Source organism: Anaerostipes hominis (ex Lee et al. 2021), from assembly GCF_002270485.1.
In the GTDB taxonomy this organism is placed as follows: domain Bacteria; phylum Bacillota; class Clostridia; order Lachnospirales; family Lachnospiraceae; genus Anaerostipes; species Anaerostipes hominis.
The window spans coordinates 157,246-175,200 of record NZ_NQOG01000002.1; the positions used below are offsets into that span (position 1 = coordinate 157,246).

Genomic DNA, 17,955 nt, shown 5'->3' on the forward strand with positions numbered 1-17,955 from the left:
TTTGGCTGTCTGCCGTGTCTGCTTTAGAGGTATTTTATTGTAAGAGCAACCCTATTCCAGCTAGATTCGTTCAAAATCAGAAGCGCCGTGTTTACAGATCGGGCATACAAAATCGGCGGGGAGTTCTTCACCCTCGTAAATATATCCGCAGATTTTACAGCGCCAGCCGGTTTTCTTTGTTTCCTGCGGCTGGGGTTTGATATTCTTGTGATAATATGCGTAGGTAACAGAAGGTATATTTGATAAGACTTCTCCGTCTGTGACATCGGCGATAAACATTGTGTGTGTGCCCAGATCAACTGTCTCTGCCACAGAAGCGCTGAGAAATGCGTTCGCATATTGACTTAAATAAATAATCTCGTTGGAGGAACGGTCATAGCCGGAGAAATCCTTCAGCTTGTCAACATCCCTGCCGCTCTGGAATCCGAAATGCTTAAAAATATCAAAGGGAACCTCCTCGGACAGGATGGATACATTAAAGGAACCGGTGTCCCGGATCATATCATGAGTGTAATTGCCTTTATTGACTGCTACGGAAATACGGTTCGGTGTGGTCGTGACCTGCTGGACTGTGTTGACGATACAACCGTTGTCCTTGTCTCCGTCTTTTGCTGACAGTACAAACAAACCGTAGCTTAGTTGAAACATTGCTGCTTGATTCATATAAAAACCCCTTTCTATACTTGATGAGTATTGTCAATATATTCGAATTATAATCCCTTTATGACACATTTGCAATGCCCGAATGGGATATTGCTTTACTTTTCAGAAATGCGCGGTTATAATAAAACAAATGCGTGCAATGTGTCAAATAAAAAGGAAAAGTGAGGAAAGCACATGGCAGGAACAATCAAAGAAATTGCAGAGCGTGCCGGGGTCTCCCGGGGAACCGTGGACCGGGCGCTTAATAACCGGGGCAGAATCAAGCCGGAAGTGGCGGAGCGGATCATGGCCATCGCCAAAGAATTAGACTATCATTCTAACAGGAAGACAAAAAAGAACACGCAGAAAGCGGACAAAAATATAAAGATAGGGGTCATCACCCAGCTCTCAGAAGCCTCCTTTATGATCCCTGTTAAAGCGGGGATCCGTGATGCAGAGCGGGAGCTTGAGTATCTGGGAGTGGAGCTTTTATTGAAGGATATTGAATCCGTAGATGAAGAAGCCCAGATAAAAGCCATTGACGAACTGGAAGCGGAGGGGATCCACGGCCTTGCCATCATGCCGGTGCAGTCAGAGTGTGTCAGGGAACGGCTGAACCGCTTAATGGAGGAAAAGGGGATCCCAGTGGTCACATTTAACTCCGATATCGTGGGCACCAAGCGTGCATGTTTTGTGGGACTGGATAACAAGAAAAGCGGGCGAACCGCCGCAGGGCTCATGGGAATGCTGACACGAGGAAAGGGCAAAGTCCTCGTGATCACGGGATTCTTTACCAACAGTGTAAACAGTCTGCGTGTGGAAGGCTTCGTGCAGGAGATCAAGAATTCCTATCCGGAAATGGAACTGCTGGGCGTCCAGAGCAGCTTCGATGAGACAAAGGAAGTGGAAAAGATTATCGAAAATACAATGGCCATTGCACCGGATCTGGCCGGAGTCTTTGTGGCATCCGGCGGACAGGCCGGAGTATGCCTGGCTTTTGAGAAGCTGAAGCTTGAAAAGAGGCCATATGTCATAGTCTATGACGCCACGCCTAAGAATGCAAAAGCCCTCAAAGAAGACCGGTATGATTTCCTGATCGACCAGGAAGGCTACGAACAGGGCTACAGGCCTCCGAACCTGCTTTATAACATGATCCAAAAAGAGGAAATGCCGGAGAAGGACCATATCTATACCGATATAAAGATCAAGAACAAATACAATGTGTGACATGTTCCACATGATTTCCGTTCGGCTCTTAGAATGCCTCACTCCAATCATGTAGAACATGGACGTAGTATCTGCCGGATTAGGTTACCGCAAGCCAAAAGGTGCTATCCTACGAGAGTTTTTCTTCATTGCCGGAAGGAGACCTTTCCAGAGATGACTGGAGATAATGAAGAAAAACTCATACATAATAAGTTTCGGAAGTGTCCATCCTAAGGTTATACTAATAACCAAAGGAAGGAGCGGCCGGATGAATTGCCGATTAGAGCTTGGCAGGATCACATATAAAAATGATGTGCAGATGAAGATTGCGGCTCACTGTGCGCAGGTGTTTGCCGGAGTTAAACCTTCAAATGCGGTGACTCTGGACAGGGAAGAAACAATTTCCCTGACGCAGGCGCTGAAAGACACTGGAATTCAATACAGACTGTTATATGCCGATGCGAAACGGTGCGTCTGGCTGTTGTACAGGGAACAAGACCTTGAACAATATCTGATGAAAAGAGAACATCAAATATTTATGAGGGATTGTGGATATGATTCTGTTCAGCTAAATGACATGTTTACGGTTTTTTGTAAAAACTACTGGGAGTACAAAAACGGTAGAAAAGGATTTCCCCATGAACTGGGTCTGATTCTTGGATACCCGCTGTGTGATGTAAAAGGATTTATCCGACATCAGGGGCACAGCTATCTGTTTTCAGGGTATTGGAAGGTTTACGGAAACCCGGAGGACACCAGAAAACGGTTTGAAGTTTATGACCTTGTGAGGTATCAAATCATCAAACAGGTACAGCACAAAAAGCCTTTGGCGCAGATTGCCGCTTCCTACACCAATTACAGGATCCATAAACAATATTAAAAAATATACGCGCAGGGCACACCGTATTTTATATCCTCCGGATAGGCGTGCTACGCACGATAAGGTATACTGTCAGTTTGATAGAAGAGTGAAACACAAATATAGTGTCTTGCTCTTCTTTTTTTTGCGTGCATATGCGTGTCAAACGATTGTGCAATAATGACTAAGAAGTCTGTATACATTTGTGTAATGTAGCAAAAACAATCTTTTTTATAAAAAGTGCTTGCACATAAATGGCGTGCGTGATACTATAAGCACATAAGTAAAGCACATAAAACGCATTTGAAAAAAGCAAAGCAAATAATAAAACACGCAAATAACACGCAATGTGCGTGGAAAACAAAACTGAGGTGAAAGTTATGAAGTATGTTGAATTTGACCAGACAAGACCAATGGATTTAGTACTCATCGGAAGGGTAGCCATCGATTTTAACCCGGTAGATTATTTCCACCCGTTATCTGAGTGCACTACATTTAAGAAGTATGTGGGAGGATCTCCGGCAAACATCGCAGTGGGGATCACGAGACACGGAAAGAAAGCAGGATTCATCGGCAAAGTTTCCGACGACCAGTTCGGAGAGTATGTAGTAGACTTCTTCAATAAAGAGGGAATCGATACATCCCATATTACAAAATGTACGAACGGAGAAAAGCTTGGACTTACCTTTACAGAAATCCTCTCCAGGGAAGAGAGCAGCATCTTAATGTACCGCAACTGCATCGCAGACTTACAGTTATCTGTAGATGACATCGATGAGGAATACATAAAAAACACAAAGGCGATCCTGGTTTCCGGAACAGCTTTGGCGCAGAGCCCATCCAGGGAAGCAGTGTTAAAAGCAGTGATGCTTGCCAAGAAAAATGAAACAAAGATCATCTTTGACATCGATTATAGAGAATATAATTGGAAAAATTCCGATGAGATTTCAATCTACTATTCTTTAGTAGCCAGAGAAGCAGATATCATCATGGGATCAAGAGAAGAATTTGACCTGACAGAAAAACTGATAAAACCGGGCAGAACAGACAAAGAATCTGCACAGGCCTGGAACAATGAAAATGCAAAGATCGTTGTCATCAAACATGGCAAAAAAGGATCTACAGCATATACCAATGACGGAAATGACTATTCAATCAAACCGTTCCCGGTTGAGGCGTTAAAAGGTTTTGGAGGCGGAGACGGATATGCATCCGGCTTCTTATATGGAGTATTTGAAGGATGGGATATGATCGAGTGTCTGGAATTCGGAAGTGCGGAAGCGGCCATGATGGTGAGAAGCCATTCCTGTTCTGAGGAACTTCCAAACCCTCAGGAAGTCAAAGACTTTATCCGCGAAACAAAAGACAAATATGGCGAAATGATTGCGAGAGTATAGGAGGATATGAAAATGAGTACAACCAGAATGACAGTAGCGCAGGCCCTTGTAAAATTCCTTGACAATCAGTATGTGGAATTTGACGGGGAAGAGACAAAATTTGTAGAAGGTTTCTTCACAATCTTCGGACACGGGATCGCCGTTGGTCTCGGAGAGGCACTGGACAGCAATCCTGGGAGCTTAAAGGTTCTTCAGGGAAGAAATGAGCAGGGAATGTGCCATGTGGCGACAGCTTACGCAAAACAGAACAGAAGAAGAAAGATCATCCCTTGCGCATCTTCTGTAGGACCTGGAGCGGCAAACATGGTGACAGCAGCGGCTACAGCCACAGTGAACAATATCCCGCTTTTGGTAGTGCCCTCTGACACATTTGCCACGAGACAGCCGGACCCGGTGCTCCAGCAGTTAGAAAAGAGCGATAGTCTCTCTACAACAACAAACGACGCATTCAAACCAGTTTGTAAATATTGGGACAGGATCATCCGCCCGGAACAACTGATGACAGCCATGGTCAACGCTATGCGTGTTCTCACAGATCCGGCAGAGACAGGCGCTGTGTGCATCGCACTTTCTCAGGATGTAGAAGGAGAATCTTATGATTTCCCTGATTACCTGTTTGAAAAACGCGTACACAGGATCACCAGACCTTGCGCGGTAAAAGAAGAGATTGAGGATATAGTAAAAGTTATTAAAGAAGCTAAAAATCCGTTAGTGATCGTGGGTGGAGGTGTGAAGTATTCAGAGGCAGGAGAAACTGTAGAAAAGTTCTGCGAAGACTTTAACATCCCGTTCGGAGAGAGCCAGGCAGGAAAAAGTGCCTGCAAGTCAAGCCACCCTTACTGCTTAGGAGGAATCGGTGTCACAGGAACTCTGGCTGCAAATACGATCGCTGAGCAGGCCGATGTAGTCATCGCAGTGGGAACCAGACTTTCAGACTTTACAACAGGCTCCAAAGGACAGTTCAAAAACCCTGATGTAAAAATGGTAACCATCAACAACAACAAATACCATGCATATAAAATGGATGCAGTGAAAGCTGTCGGAGACGCAAAAGTGACAGTAGAAGCTCTTTCTGCCAGTCTGAAAGAAGAAGGATACAAATCTGCTTACACAACAGAGATCAAGGACGCAAAGGCAGCCTGGGATAAAGAGATGGACCGCCTTGCAAACATTGAATATACAGGTGATGATTTTGAGCCGGAGATCAAAGCGAGAGATCCTCGTACGATTCCTGAATTCGTAAAACTTACAGGGGGACTTATCACTCAGACTGCAGCATTGTGCAAGATTCGTGAGGTCATTGATGAAGACGCTAATATTGTGACAGCAGGGGGAAGTCTTCCGAGCTGTATGCAGAGAATCTGGACTACAGACAAACGAGGCGGATATCACGCAGAATACGGATATTCCTGCATGGGATATGAAGTGGCGGGAGCGCTCGGCGTAAAGATGGCAGAGCCTGAGCATGAATCCTATGTGGTTGTGGGGGATGCCAGCTTCCAGATGCTCCACAGTGAGATCATGACAGCAATGCAGGAAAAACAGAAGATCAACATCCTCGTATTTGACAACTGTGGATTCGGCTGCATCAACAACCTTCAGATGAATCATGGAGTGGGAAGTCTTGCAACAGAGTTCAGATACCGCGATGAAAACAATGAGATCAAGGGCGATCTGATCCCGGTTGACTATGCAAAAGTCGGTGAAGGATACGGACTTAAGACATACAGTGTAAGAACGATCAAAGAGCTTGAGGAAGCATTGATCGATGCTAAGAAACAGGACGTAGCCACATTGATCGACCTGAAGGTCATTCCGAAAACAATGACAGATGGTTACAAATCATGGTGGAACGTAGGTATTGCGACAACTTCTGTGAAAGAAAGCGTGCAGAAAGCATGTGAAGGAGTATTGGAAGGCCGCAGAAACGCAAGACAGTATTAGAAAAGAGGTATGACAATGGGTAAAGTATTCGGCTATCCTGAGTTTGATGCAAACGGGGAAAAGGTTTTAACAACATATGACAATGATTATAAAGAAATGCTGATGGATATCCGCGTCTTCCGCTTAAAAGCGGGAGATGTGAAGACCTTCTGCAAAGAAAAAGAGGAGACCGCGGTTCTTTTACTAAAAGGGGATGTCGTATTCTCATTTGATGAAACTTCCAGGGAAGTCACAAGAAAAGATGTATTTACAGAAGGACCCTGGGCAGTACATATCTGCACAGGAGCCAAAGTCACAGTGGAAGCAAAGGCAGACTCTGAAATCTTGGTACAGTCCACAATGAATGACCAGACATTTGAGAGTAAACTGTATGCGCCGGAAGATGCTCCTTGGGGATACTCCTGTGTAGGAAAGTTCGGAAATGTTGCGAAACGCCGTGTCAATACCATCTTTGACCATGACATTGCACCATACTCCAACATGGTATTAGGTGAAGTCTTAAATGACCGCGGAAACTGGTCAGGATATCTTCCTCACAGACATCCGCAGCCGGAAACTTATTACTTCCTGTTTGACCATCCGGAAGGATTCGGGGCAAGCTTTGTGGGAGACCAGGTATTTAAGAGTACAGACGGAAGCTTTTCAGCGATTCCAGGGGGAGAACTTCATCCTCAGGCAGTGGCTCCGGGATACCAGATGTATACTTGCTGGATGATCCGTCATCTGGAAGGGAACCCATGGCTTCAGACAGACAGAAATGAAGATGAACGCTACGTTTGGCTTCATGACGCAGAATTCTAAGATAGAAAATCATAAGAAAGTATAGGAGGATAAGAACATGGCAAGAGAATTTATCGCGCCGGGCCAGATTTATACTGGTGAGGGTGCACTGGATATGGCAGAAGGAAAGTTAGGAACTCTCGGCAAAAAAGCGCTGATCGTCACAGATAAGGTGATGGTCGAGCTTGGAAACGCAGCAAAGGTAGAAACTGTTTTAAAAAACCAGAACATTGAATATGTGATCTACAGCGAGATCAACGGTGAGCCGACCGACACAATGATTGAAGACGGACTGAATCTTTACAAAGAAGAAGGATGTGACTTTATTGTCGCTCTCGGAGGCGGCAGCCCGATTGACTCTATGAAAGCAATCGGTGCACTGGTAACCAGCGGCGGACAGATTTCAGATTACATGGGAAAGATTATCACAGAGGAAACACCGACACTTGTTGCAATTCCTACCACAGCGGGTACAGGTTCTGAGGCAACTCAGTTTACCATCATCACAGATACAAAAAATGATATCAAGATGCTGCTCAAAGGCGCTGTTCTAATGCCGGATCTTGCCATCATCGATCCACAGTTTACAATGACTGCACCTCCTAAGATTACTGCGGCTACAGGACTTGACGCCCTGACTCATGCGGCAGAGGCTTATACATCAAAGCTGGCACAGCCATTATCCGATACATTTGCGCTTTCTGCTATTAAAAGGATCTTCAAATATCTTCCGGTTGCATTCAAAGACGGAAAGAATGTTGAAGCCAGAGAACAGATGTCAATAGCAGCACTGGAAGCAGGAATTGCATTTAACAATGCATCCGTGACCTTAGTCCACGGAATGAGCCGTCCAATCGGTGCTATGTTCCATGTGGCACATGGACTTTCCAATGCCATGCTGCTGAAGGAATGCTTTATCTATGCGCTGGACGGGGCTTATGACCGTTTTGGCGAGCTTGGCAAAGCGATTAACGTGGCGGCTGAGACTGACACAGACCAGGCAGCCAGTGAGAAATTCCTTCAGGCAGTTGTGGATATCTGCGATGAGCTTGAAACTCCTTCCTTAGAGGAATATGGAATCAATAAAGAAGAATTTTTCGGTGTGATCGACAAAATGGCCAACGATGCCATGGACAGCGGAAGCCCGTCCAACACAAGAAAAGCCATCACAGCGGAAGATGTCAAAGAAATTTACCGCAATCTGTGGTAATCACAATGTAGTAAGTACGTGCGTTTAACGTACTTAAATATAGATCAATGCAGATTTATGCCACTGAAACTCCTAAAAATAAAAACAATAAGAATACCCCGGGCCAAACCCTCCAATACCTGGCTCAAAAATGAATTGTTATTGTGTAATATCTGCATTACAAAAGTATGGACCTTTTTTCTCCTGGGTCCATACTTTTTTTTTAAAAAGCATTGAATTAATGAAAATGCTATGCTACAATAAAATTTGTAAATAGGATGGTAATTGATTTTGTCAAGCTTAACCTGTCTACATAAATTTTTTGTATTAAAAATTTATGTAGACAGGTTTTTTTATTTCAAAGGAGTAGTTTCAATGCTAATAAAACGAGTTTTAACAAATAATGCAGTCATTACTATTGGAGATGATGGCAAGGATAAGATTGTTTGTGGGAAAGGGATTGCTTTTAAAAAAAGAAGCGGTGATGAAATCGATCCTTCATTGATAAATCAAGTATTTATTTTACAAAATGATTCTAATGTCATAAAATTTGAACAACTTTTAAAAGATGTACCGATTGAGTATATCAGGTTAGCTTATGATATAGCAGAAATGGCTAAAATGGAATTCGCGAAAAGCTTTCATGATAGTATGATCGTTACTTTAAGCGATCATTTATATACAGCAATCCAGAGATGTAAAGAAGGGCTGCTGATTAAGAATGCCTTGCTTTGGGATATAAAAAATTTCTATGAAATTGAATATGAGATCGGCTTAAGGGCAGTTGAGTTGATAAAAGATAAAATGAAGATAGATTTTCCGGAGGATGAAGCGGGCTTTATAGCTCTGCACATCGTAAATGCCCAACTGGATAAAAACAGCATGGAAAATATATTTAAAGTGACGAAGTTAATTCAGGAAATAACCACGATTGTAAAGTATCATTTTCACATTGAATTTGATACTGGTTCAGCATATTATTACCGGTTTATCACTCATCTGAAATTTTTTTCATTGAGGCTGTTTAATCATGATCAATATGATGAAAATGATGAAACTGAATTATTGGATATGGTGATTGAAAAATATACAACTGCGTATGATTGTGCAAAAAAGATCAAGGATTTTTTGATTCATAAGTATGACTATCATCTAAAAGATGATGAGTTATTATATCTGACAATCCATATACATCGGATTGTCACAAAAATGAATGCGAAAGGAGGCGATGGAAAATAATTGATTTAATTTCACTCAGAGGATGGTAACATTCAGTTGGCTTAACCTTCAAAATTCATATTTGAAAACTTAGCAATGAAAAATGGAGGTACTGTAATGAGTAAATATGAAAGTTTAGTAAAACACATCGTTCAAAATGTCGGAGGGAAAGACAATATTATTTCCTTGACTCACTGTGTGACAAGATTGAGATTTCGGTTGAAAGACGAAAACAAAGCAAAGGATAATATTATTAAAAATCTTGATGGAGTTATAACTGTGATGCACAGTGCGGGACAATATCAAATTGTTATTGGCAATCATGTTAGAGATGTTTACGATGAAGCATGTGCCAAGTTAAATTTAAGCAAAGATAATCATCATCAGAAAGAAAAGATGACATTGAAAGAAAAGTTTATTGATCTGCTGACTTCTATTTTTATGCCGTCTATCTCTATTCTTTGCGCATGCGGGATGATCAAAGGATTAAATTCAATTCTGCAGTTTGCCGGCGTCTATACAGACACGTCTGGGATCTATACTTTGATCAACGCTGTTGGAGATTGTATCTTTTATTTTTTTCCGGTCGTAATCGGATATAATAGCGCCAAGAAATTTAAGCTGAGCCCATATGTAGGAATGATGATCGGTGCAGCATTATGCTATCCAACGATCAATGGGGTTGATTTGGTGGTTTTTGGGATAAGCATGAATGTAACATATACATCAACTGTACTGCCAGTGATCTTAACCGTTGCACTGGCAGCGCCTATGGAAAAATGGCTGAATAAAATTCTTCCTGACCTTATTAAATCATTTTTTACTCCTATGATTGTTTTATTGAGCTCTACAATTTTAGGATTTATGGTGATCGGACCAATCGCTAATTATCTCTCAAATATAATCAGCAGTACTTTATCAGGCGTCTATAATATGAGTCCGTTATTAGCAGGTGTTTTGGTCGGCGGCTTGTGGCAGATAATGGTTGTATTTGGAGTTCATATGACGCTCGTTGTTTTGGCTATTATGAATATTGCGGCAGGAACACCGGATCCAATTCTGTCATTATCGGTTTTTGTAGCCTTTGCACAATCAGCAGTAGTATTAGCAGTGGCACTTAAAACAAAAGATAAAAAATTAAAATCGGTTTGTATTCCTGCCTTTATTTCAGGAATGTTCGGAGTGACAGAACCGGCAATTTACGGTATTACGTTGCCGAGAATTAAAATGTTTGTTATTTCTTGTATTGGAGGGGCTGTTTCAGGAGGATTTGCCGGACTGGCTGGATTGAAATACCAACAGATGGCCGGTATGGGAATTTTCGAGATTCCTGCTATGTTTCCAAAAACAGGGGTACAGACAGTGATGATCCAGGCGGCAACTGCTACTGTGATCGCATTTGCTGTGAGTTTTGTATTGGCATATGTGTTTTATAAAGATGAAGCCAAGATAGAATTAGAAAAAATCAATATGCCGGTGAAAGGCGATGTCAAGCCGTTAAGTGAGGTGCAAGATGACGCTTTTGCACAGGGTGCCTTAGGAGAAGGTGCTGCGATTGTGCCAAGTGAGGGTAAAGCATATGCACCATTTGATGGAACTGTATTATCACTATTTCCCACAAAACATGCCATTGGTATCGTGAGTGACAATGGGTGCGAAGTATTGATTCATATTGGTATAGACACAGTTAAGCTTGAAGGAAAATACTTTGAAGCACATGTGGAGCAGGGTGATAAAGTATCAAAGGGCCAATTATTAGTTTCTTTTGACATTGATAAAATTAAAGAGGAAGGCTATTCTACGGACACATTGATCATAATCACAAATTCAAGTGACTATGAAGAAATAAAAACAGTAAATAGTAGTGGAATCCTGTTGGAAGCCACTTATTAGGAGGTGGTGAAAAATGAGTTTTCCAAAAGGTTTTTTATGGGGAGGCGCCACAGCTGCCAATCAAATAGAAGGTGGATATCTTGAAGGCCGAAAAGGTGACAGCATCAGCGATCATATAAGTGGTGGGTCCCGCAGTATTAAAAGAAGATTTACCAGAGTGATTGAGGCAGATACATTTTATCCCAGCCATGAAGCAGTAGATTTTTATCATCATTATAAAGAGGATATCAGACTATTTGCCGAAATGGGATTTAAGGCTTTTCGGATGTCCATCACTTGGAGCAGAATTTTTCCGAAAGGAATAGAAGATGAACCTAATGAAGCAGGTTTAAAATTCTATGACGATATCTTTGATGAATGCCTGAAACATGGAATTGAACCCATTGTAACGTTAATGCATTTTGATATGCCATATTTTTTGTTGGACCATTATCAAGGGTTTTGCAGCAGAGAAGTGGTCCGTCATTTTGTTAGATATGCGGAAACTATATTCAAACGATATAAAAATAAAGTGAAATACTGGATTACTTTTAATGAAATTAATTTTGCTTGTTTACCTTCCGGGAACCTGGAAGTATTGGGGATTTACGACGACCGGACCACGGATTATACGGACCCTTACGATGACTTGAACAAAAGATATCAGGCGTTACATCATGTATTGATCGCAAGTGCTGAGGCAGTAAATGCAGCTCATAAAATTAATCCCGATAACAAAGTTGGATGTATGATCGCCCATGTCACTTTATATCCCAGAACATGCAGCCCAAAGGATATGATAAAGGTACAAGATTTAGATCATTTATTTAATGATTTTTGTGGAGATGTACAGGTATTCGGTACATATCCTGCTTATATGAAAAATTATTATAAAGCACATAATATTGAGATTAACATAGAAGAAAATGACATGGACATTTTAAAAGAAGGCTGTGTGGATTATTATACATTTTCTTACTATATGAGCAACTGTGTTTCTGCTGAAGGAGATTATGAGACAAGTGCCGGTAATTTACTAGGAGGCGTTAAAAATCCCTATTTAAAGAACAGTGAGTGGGGATGGCAGGTCGACCCGATTGGATTAAGATATACCTTGAACAAGCTAAATGACCGTTATGGTATTCCTTTGATGATTGTTGAAAATGGATTGGGTGCTGTCGATGAATTGACTGCAGATAGAAAAATTCATGATGAGTATCGTATCTCATATCTGAAGGATCACATAAAACAAATGAGCAAAGCGGTTGATGACGGCGTAAATCTGATCGGATATACTATGTGGAGTCCTATAGATCTTATCAGTTCCAGCACTGGTGAAATGAAAAAACGATATGGTTTGATTTATATCAATAAAAATGATGATGGGATGGGAGATTACTCACGGATAAAAAAAGACAGTTTCTATTGGTATAAAAAATGTATCGAATCCAATGGGGAAATACTCTAAAACCAGGATTTCGCATAGCTTGTTATTTCCAACATCTGATGGTAAAATAAGAACCATGAATCATGGGGATTCAGAAAGGAGTGTGTGCATACAATGGAAAAGAGGTCGATTTGTGTGAAAAATATATGGGAAAATTTCCGGTGATTTCTGTCTCATTAAAAGGTGTAAACGGAGACAACTTCACAACCGCCCGTTCTATGATGTGCTCCGTTGTCGGAAATGAAGCGCTGCGGTTTGAAGTTCTGGCAAAGAGCAGGCAACTGTCAAAAGTGGATAAAATGCGGTATCATGCCTTGATCAATGTGGATGACAGCGGAAATTTTGAAATGTCGGATGAAGTGCTGATGAACAGCCTTTTGACCCTCTCCGCTCTTCTTCAAAAGCATTATGGGACAAAAGTCATTATTTTGATTGACGAATATGATGTACCGCTGGCAAAGGCGAATGAAAAGGATTATTATGATTCGATGGCTGCATTGATCCGAAATATCTTTGGTCAAACGTTTAAGACAAATGAATCACTTTTTTTTGCTGTGCTGACTGGATGCCTACGCGTTGCAAAGGAAAGTATTTTTACAGGAATGAACAATCTGAAAGTCTTATCTATTGCAGATGTCCGTTTTGATGAATATTTTGGATTTACGGACAAAGAGGTGAGAAAAATGCTGGAATACTACGGACTTACAGATGCCTATGATGCTGTGAAGGAATGGTATGACGGATATCGGTTTGGAAGTATTGACGTATACTGTCCGTGGGCTGTCATTAGTTATTGTGACGAGCTGGGGGCAGACAAAATGGCTGTTCCGAAAGATTACTGGTCGAACACAAGCGGCAATGATGTTGTGAGAAATTTTATTGAGAAGGCGGGCACAGGGACGATAAAGCGAGAGATTGAAAGGCTTGTTGCGGGAGAAGCAGTATCAAAAGAACTTCATCAGGAACTAACCTATAAAGAATTGTATGATTCCATAGATAATATCTGGAGTGTTTTATTTACCACAGGTTACCTGACACAGCGCGGGAAAGCAATGAGTGATACTTTTCAGTTAGTGATTCCCAATATGGAAATCCGTAAGATATTTACAAGGAAGATTATAGAACTGTTTAAGGAAAATGTATGTAAAGGTGGAGAGACATTAAATATATTCTGCAAAGTGTTGAAAAATGGTGATGCCAGGGGTGTAGAAAATCAGTTTACAGAATATTTAAAGAAAACAATTAGTATTCGGAATACATTTGTAAGAAAACAGACAAAAGAAAATTTTTATCGCGGCATTCTGTTGGAAATTTTAGGATTTAAAGAGACGTGGAGTGTAGCGTCAAACAAGGAGTCAGGGGATGGCTATAATGATATTCAGGTTGAGATTGATGACGAAGAAGTTAGAATTATTATTGAAGTTAAATATGCCCATGACGCTGATCTTGATGCTGAATGCAGGAAAGCATTAGAACAGATTGAGAAAAATAGATATGCAGACAGGCTCTTAGCAGATGGGATGCAGAAGATTTTAAAATATGGCATTGCATGTTATAAGAAAAACTGTAAAGTTATAATCAAGAGATTTCTATTCAATGATACCGGCCAACAGTTTAATTGTTGACCGGTATCATTTATAAAATAATCAAAGTTCTCCGGTGAGGAACTGTGCCTTTCCAAACCCAAAACTCCAGTCCGCATCCCCGTTTTCCACGATGGAGACAAGAAGATCCTGGGGGTTGATCTGGCACCGGTCTTTTAACCGCCGGCAGAGCAGAGTATAGAGCAGTTCTTTTTTATCCCGGGTTCTCTGTTTGCTTGTGACCCGGATGACGATCTGGTCCTTTGTCCGTTCAAATCCAAGGCCTGTGTCTAACAGGATCATCTCTTCCGGTTCATGCTGATTTACAATCTGATAGCGGTCGCGCTCGGGGATTTCAAAGGCCTCAACAGCGCACTGATGGATCGTGTCCAGAATATTTTTAAGTCTCGCTTTATCGTTTTGTTTTAACAGATCTACTTGAATTAATGGCATAATAGATTCCTTTCTTTCTATGATTGACATATAAAATGAATGGTGATATTATAACAGTAAAAATTAATTAGCATACGAACTAATGGGATGCAAATTAATTTGTATGGTTATCATAGTATACCTTATCGCGCGGAGCGCGTCAAGCCCGAAGGGCATAAAACACGGGATGCCCTTTTGGGTACAGCATTTTTGAAGAGTCAGCTTTAATTTATATTAAAGAAATTTTTACAAAATATTACGTCGGTGAAGGGAGTGAAACCAATATGAGGATCTTAGTGTACTTAAAAGAAATACCTCCGGAGGAAGAGCGGGATCAATACCAGGATACAGAAGGCCTCAATGACAGCGATAAAAATGTCCTGATGGAAGCTCTGAATCTGAGGGATGAAGAAGGAGGAACGGTGACAGTCATGACCATCGGACCGTCCAGGGCGGAAAAGACGGCAAGAGAGGCATTGACCTGGGGCGTTGACCGGTCGATCCTGGTTTTACAAGGAAGGAACGGGACAGGGAATGTCCGGAAGAGCGCCAGGCTGCTTGCAAGAGCCATAGAGGCCGAAGGGGCATTTGACATTGTGTTATGCGGCAGGCAGGCTCTCGACGGAGACGCGGCACATATGGCGGCTATGACGGCATTTTTTCTAAAGATCCCTCTTATTGCGTATTCCAGAAGAATAGAAGCAGCAAATGGAAAGCTCTATAACTGGTGCATGTCAGAGAATGGGACAGAACAGACAGAGTGCAGCATGCCGGCACTGGTTCTTTCAGTGAAGGAGAATCAGAAAATAAGGCATCCGAATGTTGCAGATATTATGTCAGCCTATGCGGAAAGTACAGCCATTCCCGTTTTTGGAACAGGACAAAGTGAGACCGAAAGGATGATCCAAAAGGTCAGAGAATATACACCAAAAGAAACGCCGAAGAAAAGAAAGCTGCTGGATGGGAAAGATGAACAGGAATTGGCAGAAAAGCTGTATCAGGTGCTGAGAGAGCAGGACGTTTTGGAGTAGAGGGAGAGTCGTATGGAGAGATCAAGAAAGATACTGATCATTGGAGAAATACAAAATGGGAAGCCGGTTCCGGTGACATTGGAGTTGATAGGAGAGGGAAAGAGGCTTGCGTCTTTTACGGGCGCCAGACTATTTCTGGCAGTTGCAGGCAGCGGGATCCGGGGAATCTGCAGGGATCTCCTTCGGTATCCGGTGGACAGGATCATAGCGATGGATCATCCAAGATTGGAGCCTGCACAGCTGGAGGTCCACGGCAAGGTGATGGAAGTCATGATCCGGGAACAAAAACCAGATATTGTTCTGGGAGGAGGGACCTTATTTGGAAAGACGCTGATCCCCTCTGTGGCAGCAGCTCTTGGAACAGAAGTTATGACAGATGCCGTCGGCCTGGATATCGACAGAGAGACAGGAAGGTTACTTGCCATAAAACCGGCCTTTGACGGGAAGCAGATGTCAGTAGTGTCAATGCCTGAGGCTGAGGTACAAATCGCTTCTGTAAAGCCTGGAGTCTTTCAGAAATCTGATGAGACGGACAATAAAAAAGGGAACATTACTATGATTCCGGCAGACTGGCTGGAGGATATCAAAGAGCAGAAAAAAACTCTGGATTTTATTTTTGAAGGAGATCAAAAGATTTGTCTGGAGGATGCAAAGATCATTGCTGCCGGAGGACGGGGGCTGAAAGGGCCGGAAGGGTTTGAACTTCTGAAACGGTTTGCCGACCGCATCGGCGCTCAAATGGGCTCCACAAGACCGTGTGTGGATGCAGGGTGGACCCTGCCGGAGCAGCAGATTGGCCAGACCGGTTCCATTACGAAACCGGATCTTTATCTGGCATTTGGGATTTCCGGTGCAATCCAGCATATGACCGGAGTCCGGGCAAAGACTGTGATCGCAGTCAATAACAACCCGAATGCTGCTATTTTTCAATACTGTGACTATGGAATCGTGGGGGATGCCCAAAAGATACTAAAAGAATTTCTCGAAAATTAAAAAGAAGATCCGGTATTTCACGGATCTTCTATAGATAAGTTTATAATCCAAAAGAAGCTAAAACAATAAATATTCCGCAGGATATAAATGGTATGATAATCTGCGTAACCGCAATATCCCAGTAAGCTTCTTTGTGGGTCATTTTACAGATGCCGAGCAGTGTGATCTGCGCTCCCTGATGAGGAAGTGTATCTAAAGTACCGGCTGCGATGGCAGAAATCCTGTGTACATAAGGCAGAGGGATTCCCATTTTAATATAGGTAGACTTCAAAGCATTAAAGGCAACCCCCATACCGCCGGAAGCAGAACCGCAGGCTCCTGCACAGACAGCCACGGTGATCATTACAAACACCAGAGGCGGCATGCTCATATCTTTCAGAGCGGCAACCAGGTCGGTAAAGCCCTGGGTCTTCTGGACTACGCCTCCGAAACCGACAACAATTGCGGTATTCAGAATCGCAACGCCGGAGTCAGAAGCACCTTTGTTGAAAACGTTGATCCATTCGTTGATTCCCTTGATCCTGTTAAACATCAGAATGGTTGCCAGGGCCACACCTGCAAATACAGATGTTTCCACAGGGAGCTTCACGATGTTGAAGAGCACCAGAATGAGAACGATCGGAAGAACGGCGATGGCAACGTGAGGAAGACTTTTATCTTCATCGATGGCCATCTCTTCTTCACTCAGCTGATATTTTAAGGACTTATCGATGAAACGATATCCCCTTTTTGTAAATTTTCTTGCGCGCATTTCCAGCCAGACAAAGATCATGGCAAACATAGCCACGGTCGTAATCAGGGATGGTACAAATGCGGCTGTTGCCGGTGTGCCGAGGTTATCCATGGCAATGACATTCTGAATAGAAGGAGAGCCGGGACCGCTCATGGACCAGGTCCAGCATCCGGCAGAGATTGCCGCCGGAATGAGCCTTCTCGTAAGGTTCGCCTCTTTGAAAAGATTCAGTGCGATTGGATAGATAACAAAGAATACAACGAAGCCACTGACTCCTCCAAAAGTCAAAAGACCGGTGATGATCATGATGATCGGTGCCACGAACTTCCCGCGGCAGAGGCCTGCGATCGCTCTGGCAATCGATTCTGCGGCTCCAGTATACTGGTAAACAGAACCAAAAAGTGCGCCGACAAAGAAGACAAGGAAATACTTTGTCACATAGTCGGATGCTGCAGGCATAAATGCGTTTTTCAGCGAGTCCAGGATTGGAAGCCTGGAGCAGATGACCACGAAGATCGTGACAAGCGGAGCCAGGATCAAAGCACTCATCTGTTTAAATGCCAGAACTCCGAACAGGACAATCGCCAGGACTAAGACTAAGATTTGTAAATTCACAAAAACCCTCCTTT

The 17,955-nt window shown here is 42.6% G+C and carries 15 protein-coding genes; 12 read left to right on the top strand and 3 right to left on the bottom strand.

All coding sequences use genetic code 11. From position 1 onward, the window contains the following. Positions 1-60: 60 nt before the first annotated feature. The gene (locus CI597_RS03225; protein ID WP_024728162.1) at positions 61-663 is read right to left on the bottom strand and encodes a flavin reductase; all 603 of its coding nucleotides are present in this window, start codon (positions 661-663) and stop codon (positions 61-63) included. 174 nt (positions 664-837) lie between these two features. Between CI597_RS03225 and CI597_RS03230 the strand changes: the two genes are divergently transcribed. The 10 genes from CI597_RS03230 to CI597_RS03275 all read left to right on the top strand — a co-directional run bounded on the left by CI597_RS03230 (position 838) and on the right by CI597_RS03275 (position 14,179). Next, positions 838-1,869 (top strand): LacI family DNA-binding transcriptional regulator, encoded by a 1,032-nt coding sequence (locus CI597_RS03230; protein ID WP_024728161.1) that lies wholly within the window; start codon positions 838-840, stop codon positions 1,867-1,869. 247 nt (positions 1,870-2,116) lie between these two features. After that, entirely contained in the window at positions 2,117-2,728 is a 612-nt protein-coding gene (locus CI597_RS03235) for a DUF3793 family protein (RefSeq protein ID WP_024728160.1), read from the top strand. A gap of 359 nt (positions 2,729-3,087) precedes the next feature. After that, positions 3,088-4,104, top strand: a complete 1,017-nt coding sequence (iolC, locus tag CI597_RS03240; RefSeq protein WP_024728159.1) for a 5-dehydro-2-deoxygluconokinase — start codon at positions 3,088-3,090, stop codon at positions 4,102-4,104. Positions 4,105-4,110: 6 nt separating this feature from the next. Next, on the top strand, positions 4,111-6,048 hold the full coding sequence (gene iolD, locus CI597_RS03245; protein WP_024728158.1) for a 3D-(3,5/4)-trihydroxycyclohexane-1,2-dione acylhydrolase (decyclizing): 1,938 nt from the start codon (positions 4,111-4,113) through the stop codon (positions 6,046-6,048). A gap of 15 nt (positions 6,049-6,063) precedes the next feature. Then, entirely contained in the window at positions 6,064-6,849 is a 786-nt protein-coding gene (locus CI597_RS03250; RefSeq protein ID WP_024728157.1) for a 5-deoxy-glucuronate isomerase, read from the top strand. Positions 6,850-6,886: 37 nt separating this feature from the next. Beyond that, positions 6,887-8,038, top strand: a complete 1,152-nt coding sequence (locus CI597_RS03255; protein WP_024728156.1) for an iron-containing alcohol dehydrogenase — start codon at positions 6,887-6,889, stop codon at positions 8,036-8,038. Positions 8,039-8,392: 354 nt separating this feature from the next. Beyond that, entirely contained in the window at positions 8,393-9,256 is an 864-nt protein-coding gene (licT, locus tag CI597_RS03260; RefSeq protein ID WP_024728155.1) for a BglG family transcription antiterminator LicT, read from the top strand. A gap of 96 nt (positions 9,257-9,352) precedes the next feature. Beyond that, complete coding sequence (locus tag CI597_RS03265) at positions 9,353-11,128, top strand: beta-glucoside-specific PTS transporter subunit IIABC (protein WP_024728154.1); 1,776 nt, start codon at positions 9,353-9,355, stop codon at positions 11,126-11,128. Between the two features lie 13 nt (positions 11,129-11,141). Further along, complete coding sequence (locus CI597_RS03270; protein ID WP_024728153.1) at positions 11,142-12,575, top strand: glycoside hydrolase family 1 protein; 1,434 nt, start codon at positions 11,142-11,144, stop codon at positions 12,573-12,575. 62 nt (positions 12,576-12,637) lie between these two features. After that, positions 12,638-14,179 (top strand): AAA family ATPase, encoded by a 1,542-nt coding sequence (locus CI597_RS03275; protein ID WP_024728152.1) that lies wholly within the window; start codon positions 12,638-12,640, stop codon positions 14,177-14,179. Between the two features lie 21 nt (positions 14,180-14,200). Here the strand turns inward: CI597_RS03275 and CI597_RS03280 are convergent, their stop codons facing one another. After that, a complete protein-coding gene (locus tag CI597_RS03280) occupies positions 14,201-14,590 on the bottom strand; it encodes a tautomerase family protein (protein ID WP_024728151.1) in 390 nt (129 codons plus the stop codon). Positions 14,591-14,853: 263 nt separating this feature from the next. On the opposite strand from CI597_RS03280, the gene CI597_RS03285 reads away from it, so the two are divergent. Further along, positions 14,854-15,600: an electron transfer flavoprotein subunit beta/FixA family protein gene (locus tag CI597_RS03285; RefSeq protein WP_024728150.1), complete on the top strand. Its 747-nt coding sequence runs from the start codon at positions 14,854-14,856 to the stop codon at positions 15,598-15,600. Between the two features lie 12 nt (positions 15,601-15,612). Beyond that, complete coding sequence (locus CI597_RS03290) at positions 15,613-16,593, top strand: electron transfer flavoprotein subunit alpha/FixB family protein (protein WP_034549674.1); 981 nt, start codon at positions 15,613-15,615, stop codon at positions 16,591-16,593. A 40-nt stretch (positions 16,594-16,633) separates the two neighbouring features. Here CI597_RS03290 and CI597_RS03295 read toward each other — a convergent pair whose 3' ends face one another. Further along, complete coding sequence (locus CI597_RS03295; protein ID WP_024728149.1) at positions 16,634-17,941, bottom strand: GntP family permease; 1,308 nt, start codon at positions 17,939-17,941, stop codon at positions 16,634-16,636. Positions 17,942-17,955: the final 14 nt, after the last annotated feature.

Coding starts and splice junctions, on each gene's coding strand:
- CI597_RS03225 (WP_024728162.1), bottom strand. CDS start 663: ATGAATCAAGCAGCAATGTTTCAACTAAGCTACGGTTTGTTTGTACTG.
- CI597_RS03230 (WP_024728161.1), top strand. CDS start 838: ATGGCAGGAACAATCAAAGAAATTGCAGAGCGTGCCGGGGTCTCCCGG.
- CI597_RS03235 (WP_024728160.1), top strand. CDS start 2,117: ATGAATTGCCGATTAGAGCTTGGCAGGATCACATATAAAAATGATGTG.
- iolC (WP_024728159.1), top strand. CDS start 3,088: ATGAAGTATGTTGAATTTGACCAGACAAGACCAATGGATTTAGTACTC.
- iolD (WP_024728158.1), top strand. CDS start 4,111: ATGAAAATGAGTACAACCAGAATGACAGTAGCGCAGGCCCTTGTAAAA.
- CI597_RS03250 (WP_024728157.1), top strand. CDS start 6,064: ATGGGTAAAGTATTCGGCTATCCTGAGTTTGATGCAAACGGGGAAAAG.
- CI597_RS03255 (WP_024728156.1), top strand. CDS start 6,887: ATGGCAAGAGAATTTATCGCGCCGGGCCAGATTTATACTGGTGAGGGT.
- licT (WP_024728155.1), top strand. CDS start 8,393: ATGCTAATAAAACGAGTTTTAACAAATAATGCAGTCATTACTATTGGA.
- CI597_RS03265 (WP_024728154.1), top strand. CDS start 9,353: ATGAGTAAATATGAAAGTTTAGTAAAACACATCGTTCAAAATGTCGGA.
- CI597_RS03270 (WP_024728153.1), top strand. CDS start 11,142: ATGAGTTTTCCAAAAGGTTTTTTATGGGGAGGCGCCACAGCTGCCAAT.
- CI597_RS03275 (WP_024728152.1), top strand. CDS start 12,638: ATGGGGATTCAGAAAGGAGTGTGTGCATACAATGGAAAAGAGGTCGAT.
- CI597_RS03280 (WP_024728151.1), bottom strand. CDS start 14,590: ATGCCATTAATTCAAGTAGATCTGTTAAAACAAAACGATAAAGCGAGA.
- CI597_RS03285 (WP_024728150.1), top strand. CDS start 14,854: ATGAGGATCTTAGTGTACTTAAAAGAAATACCTCCGGAGGAAGAGCGG.
- CI597_RS03290 (WP_034549674.1), top strand. CDS start 15,613: ATGGAGAGATCAAGAAAGATACTGATCATTGGAGAAATACAAAATGGG.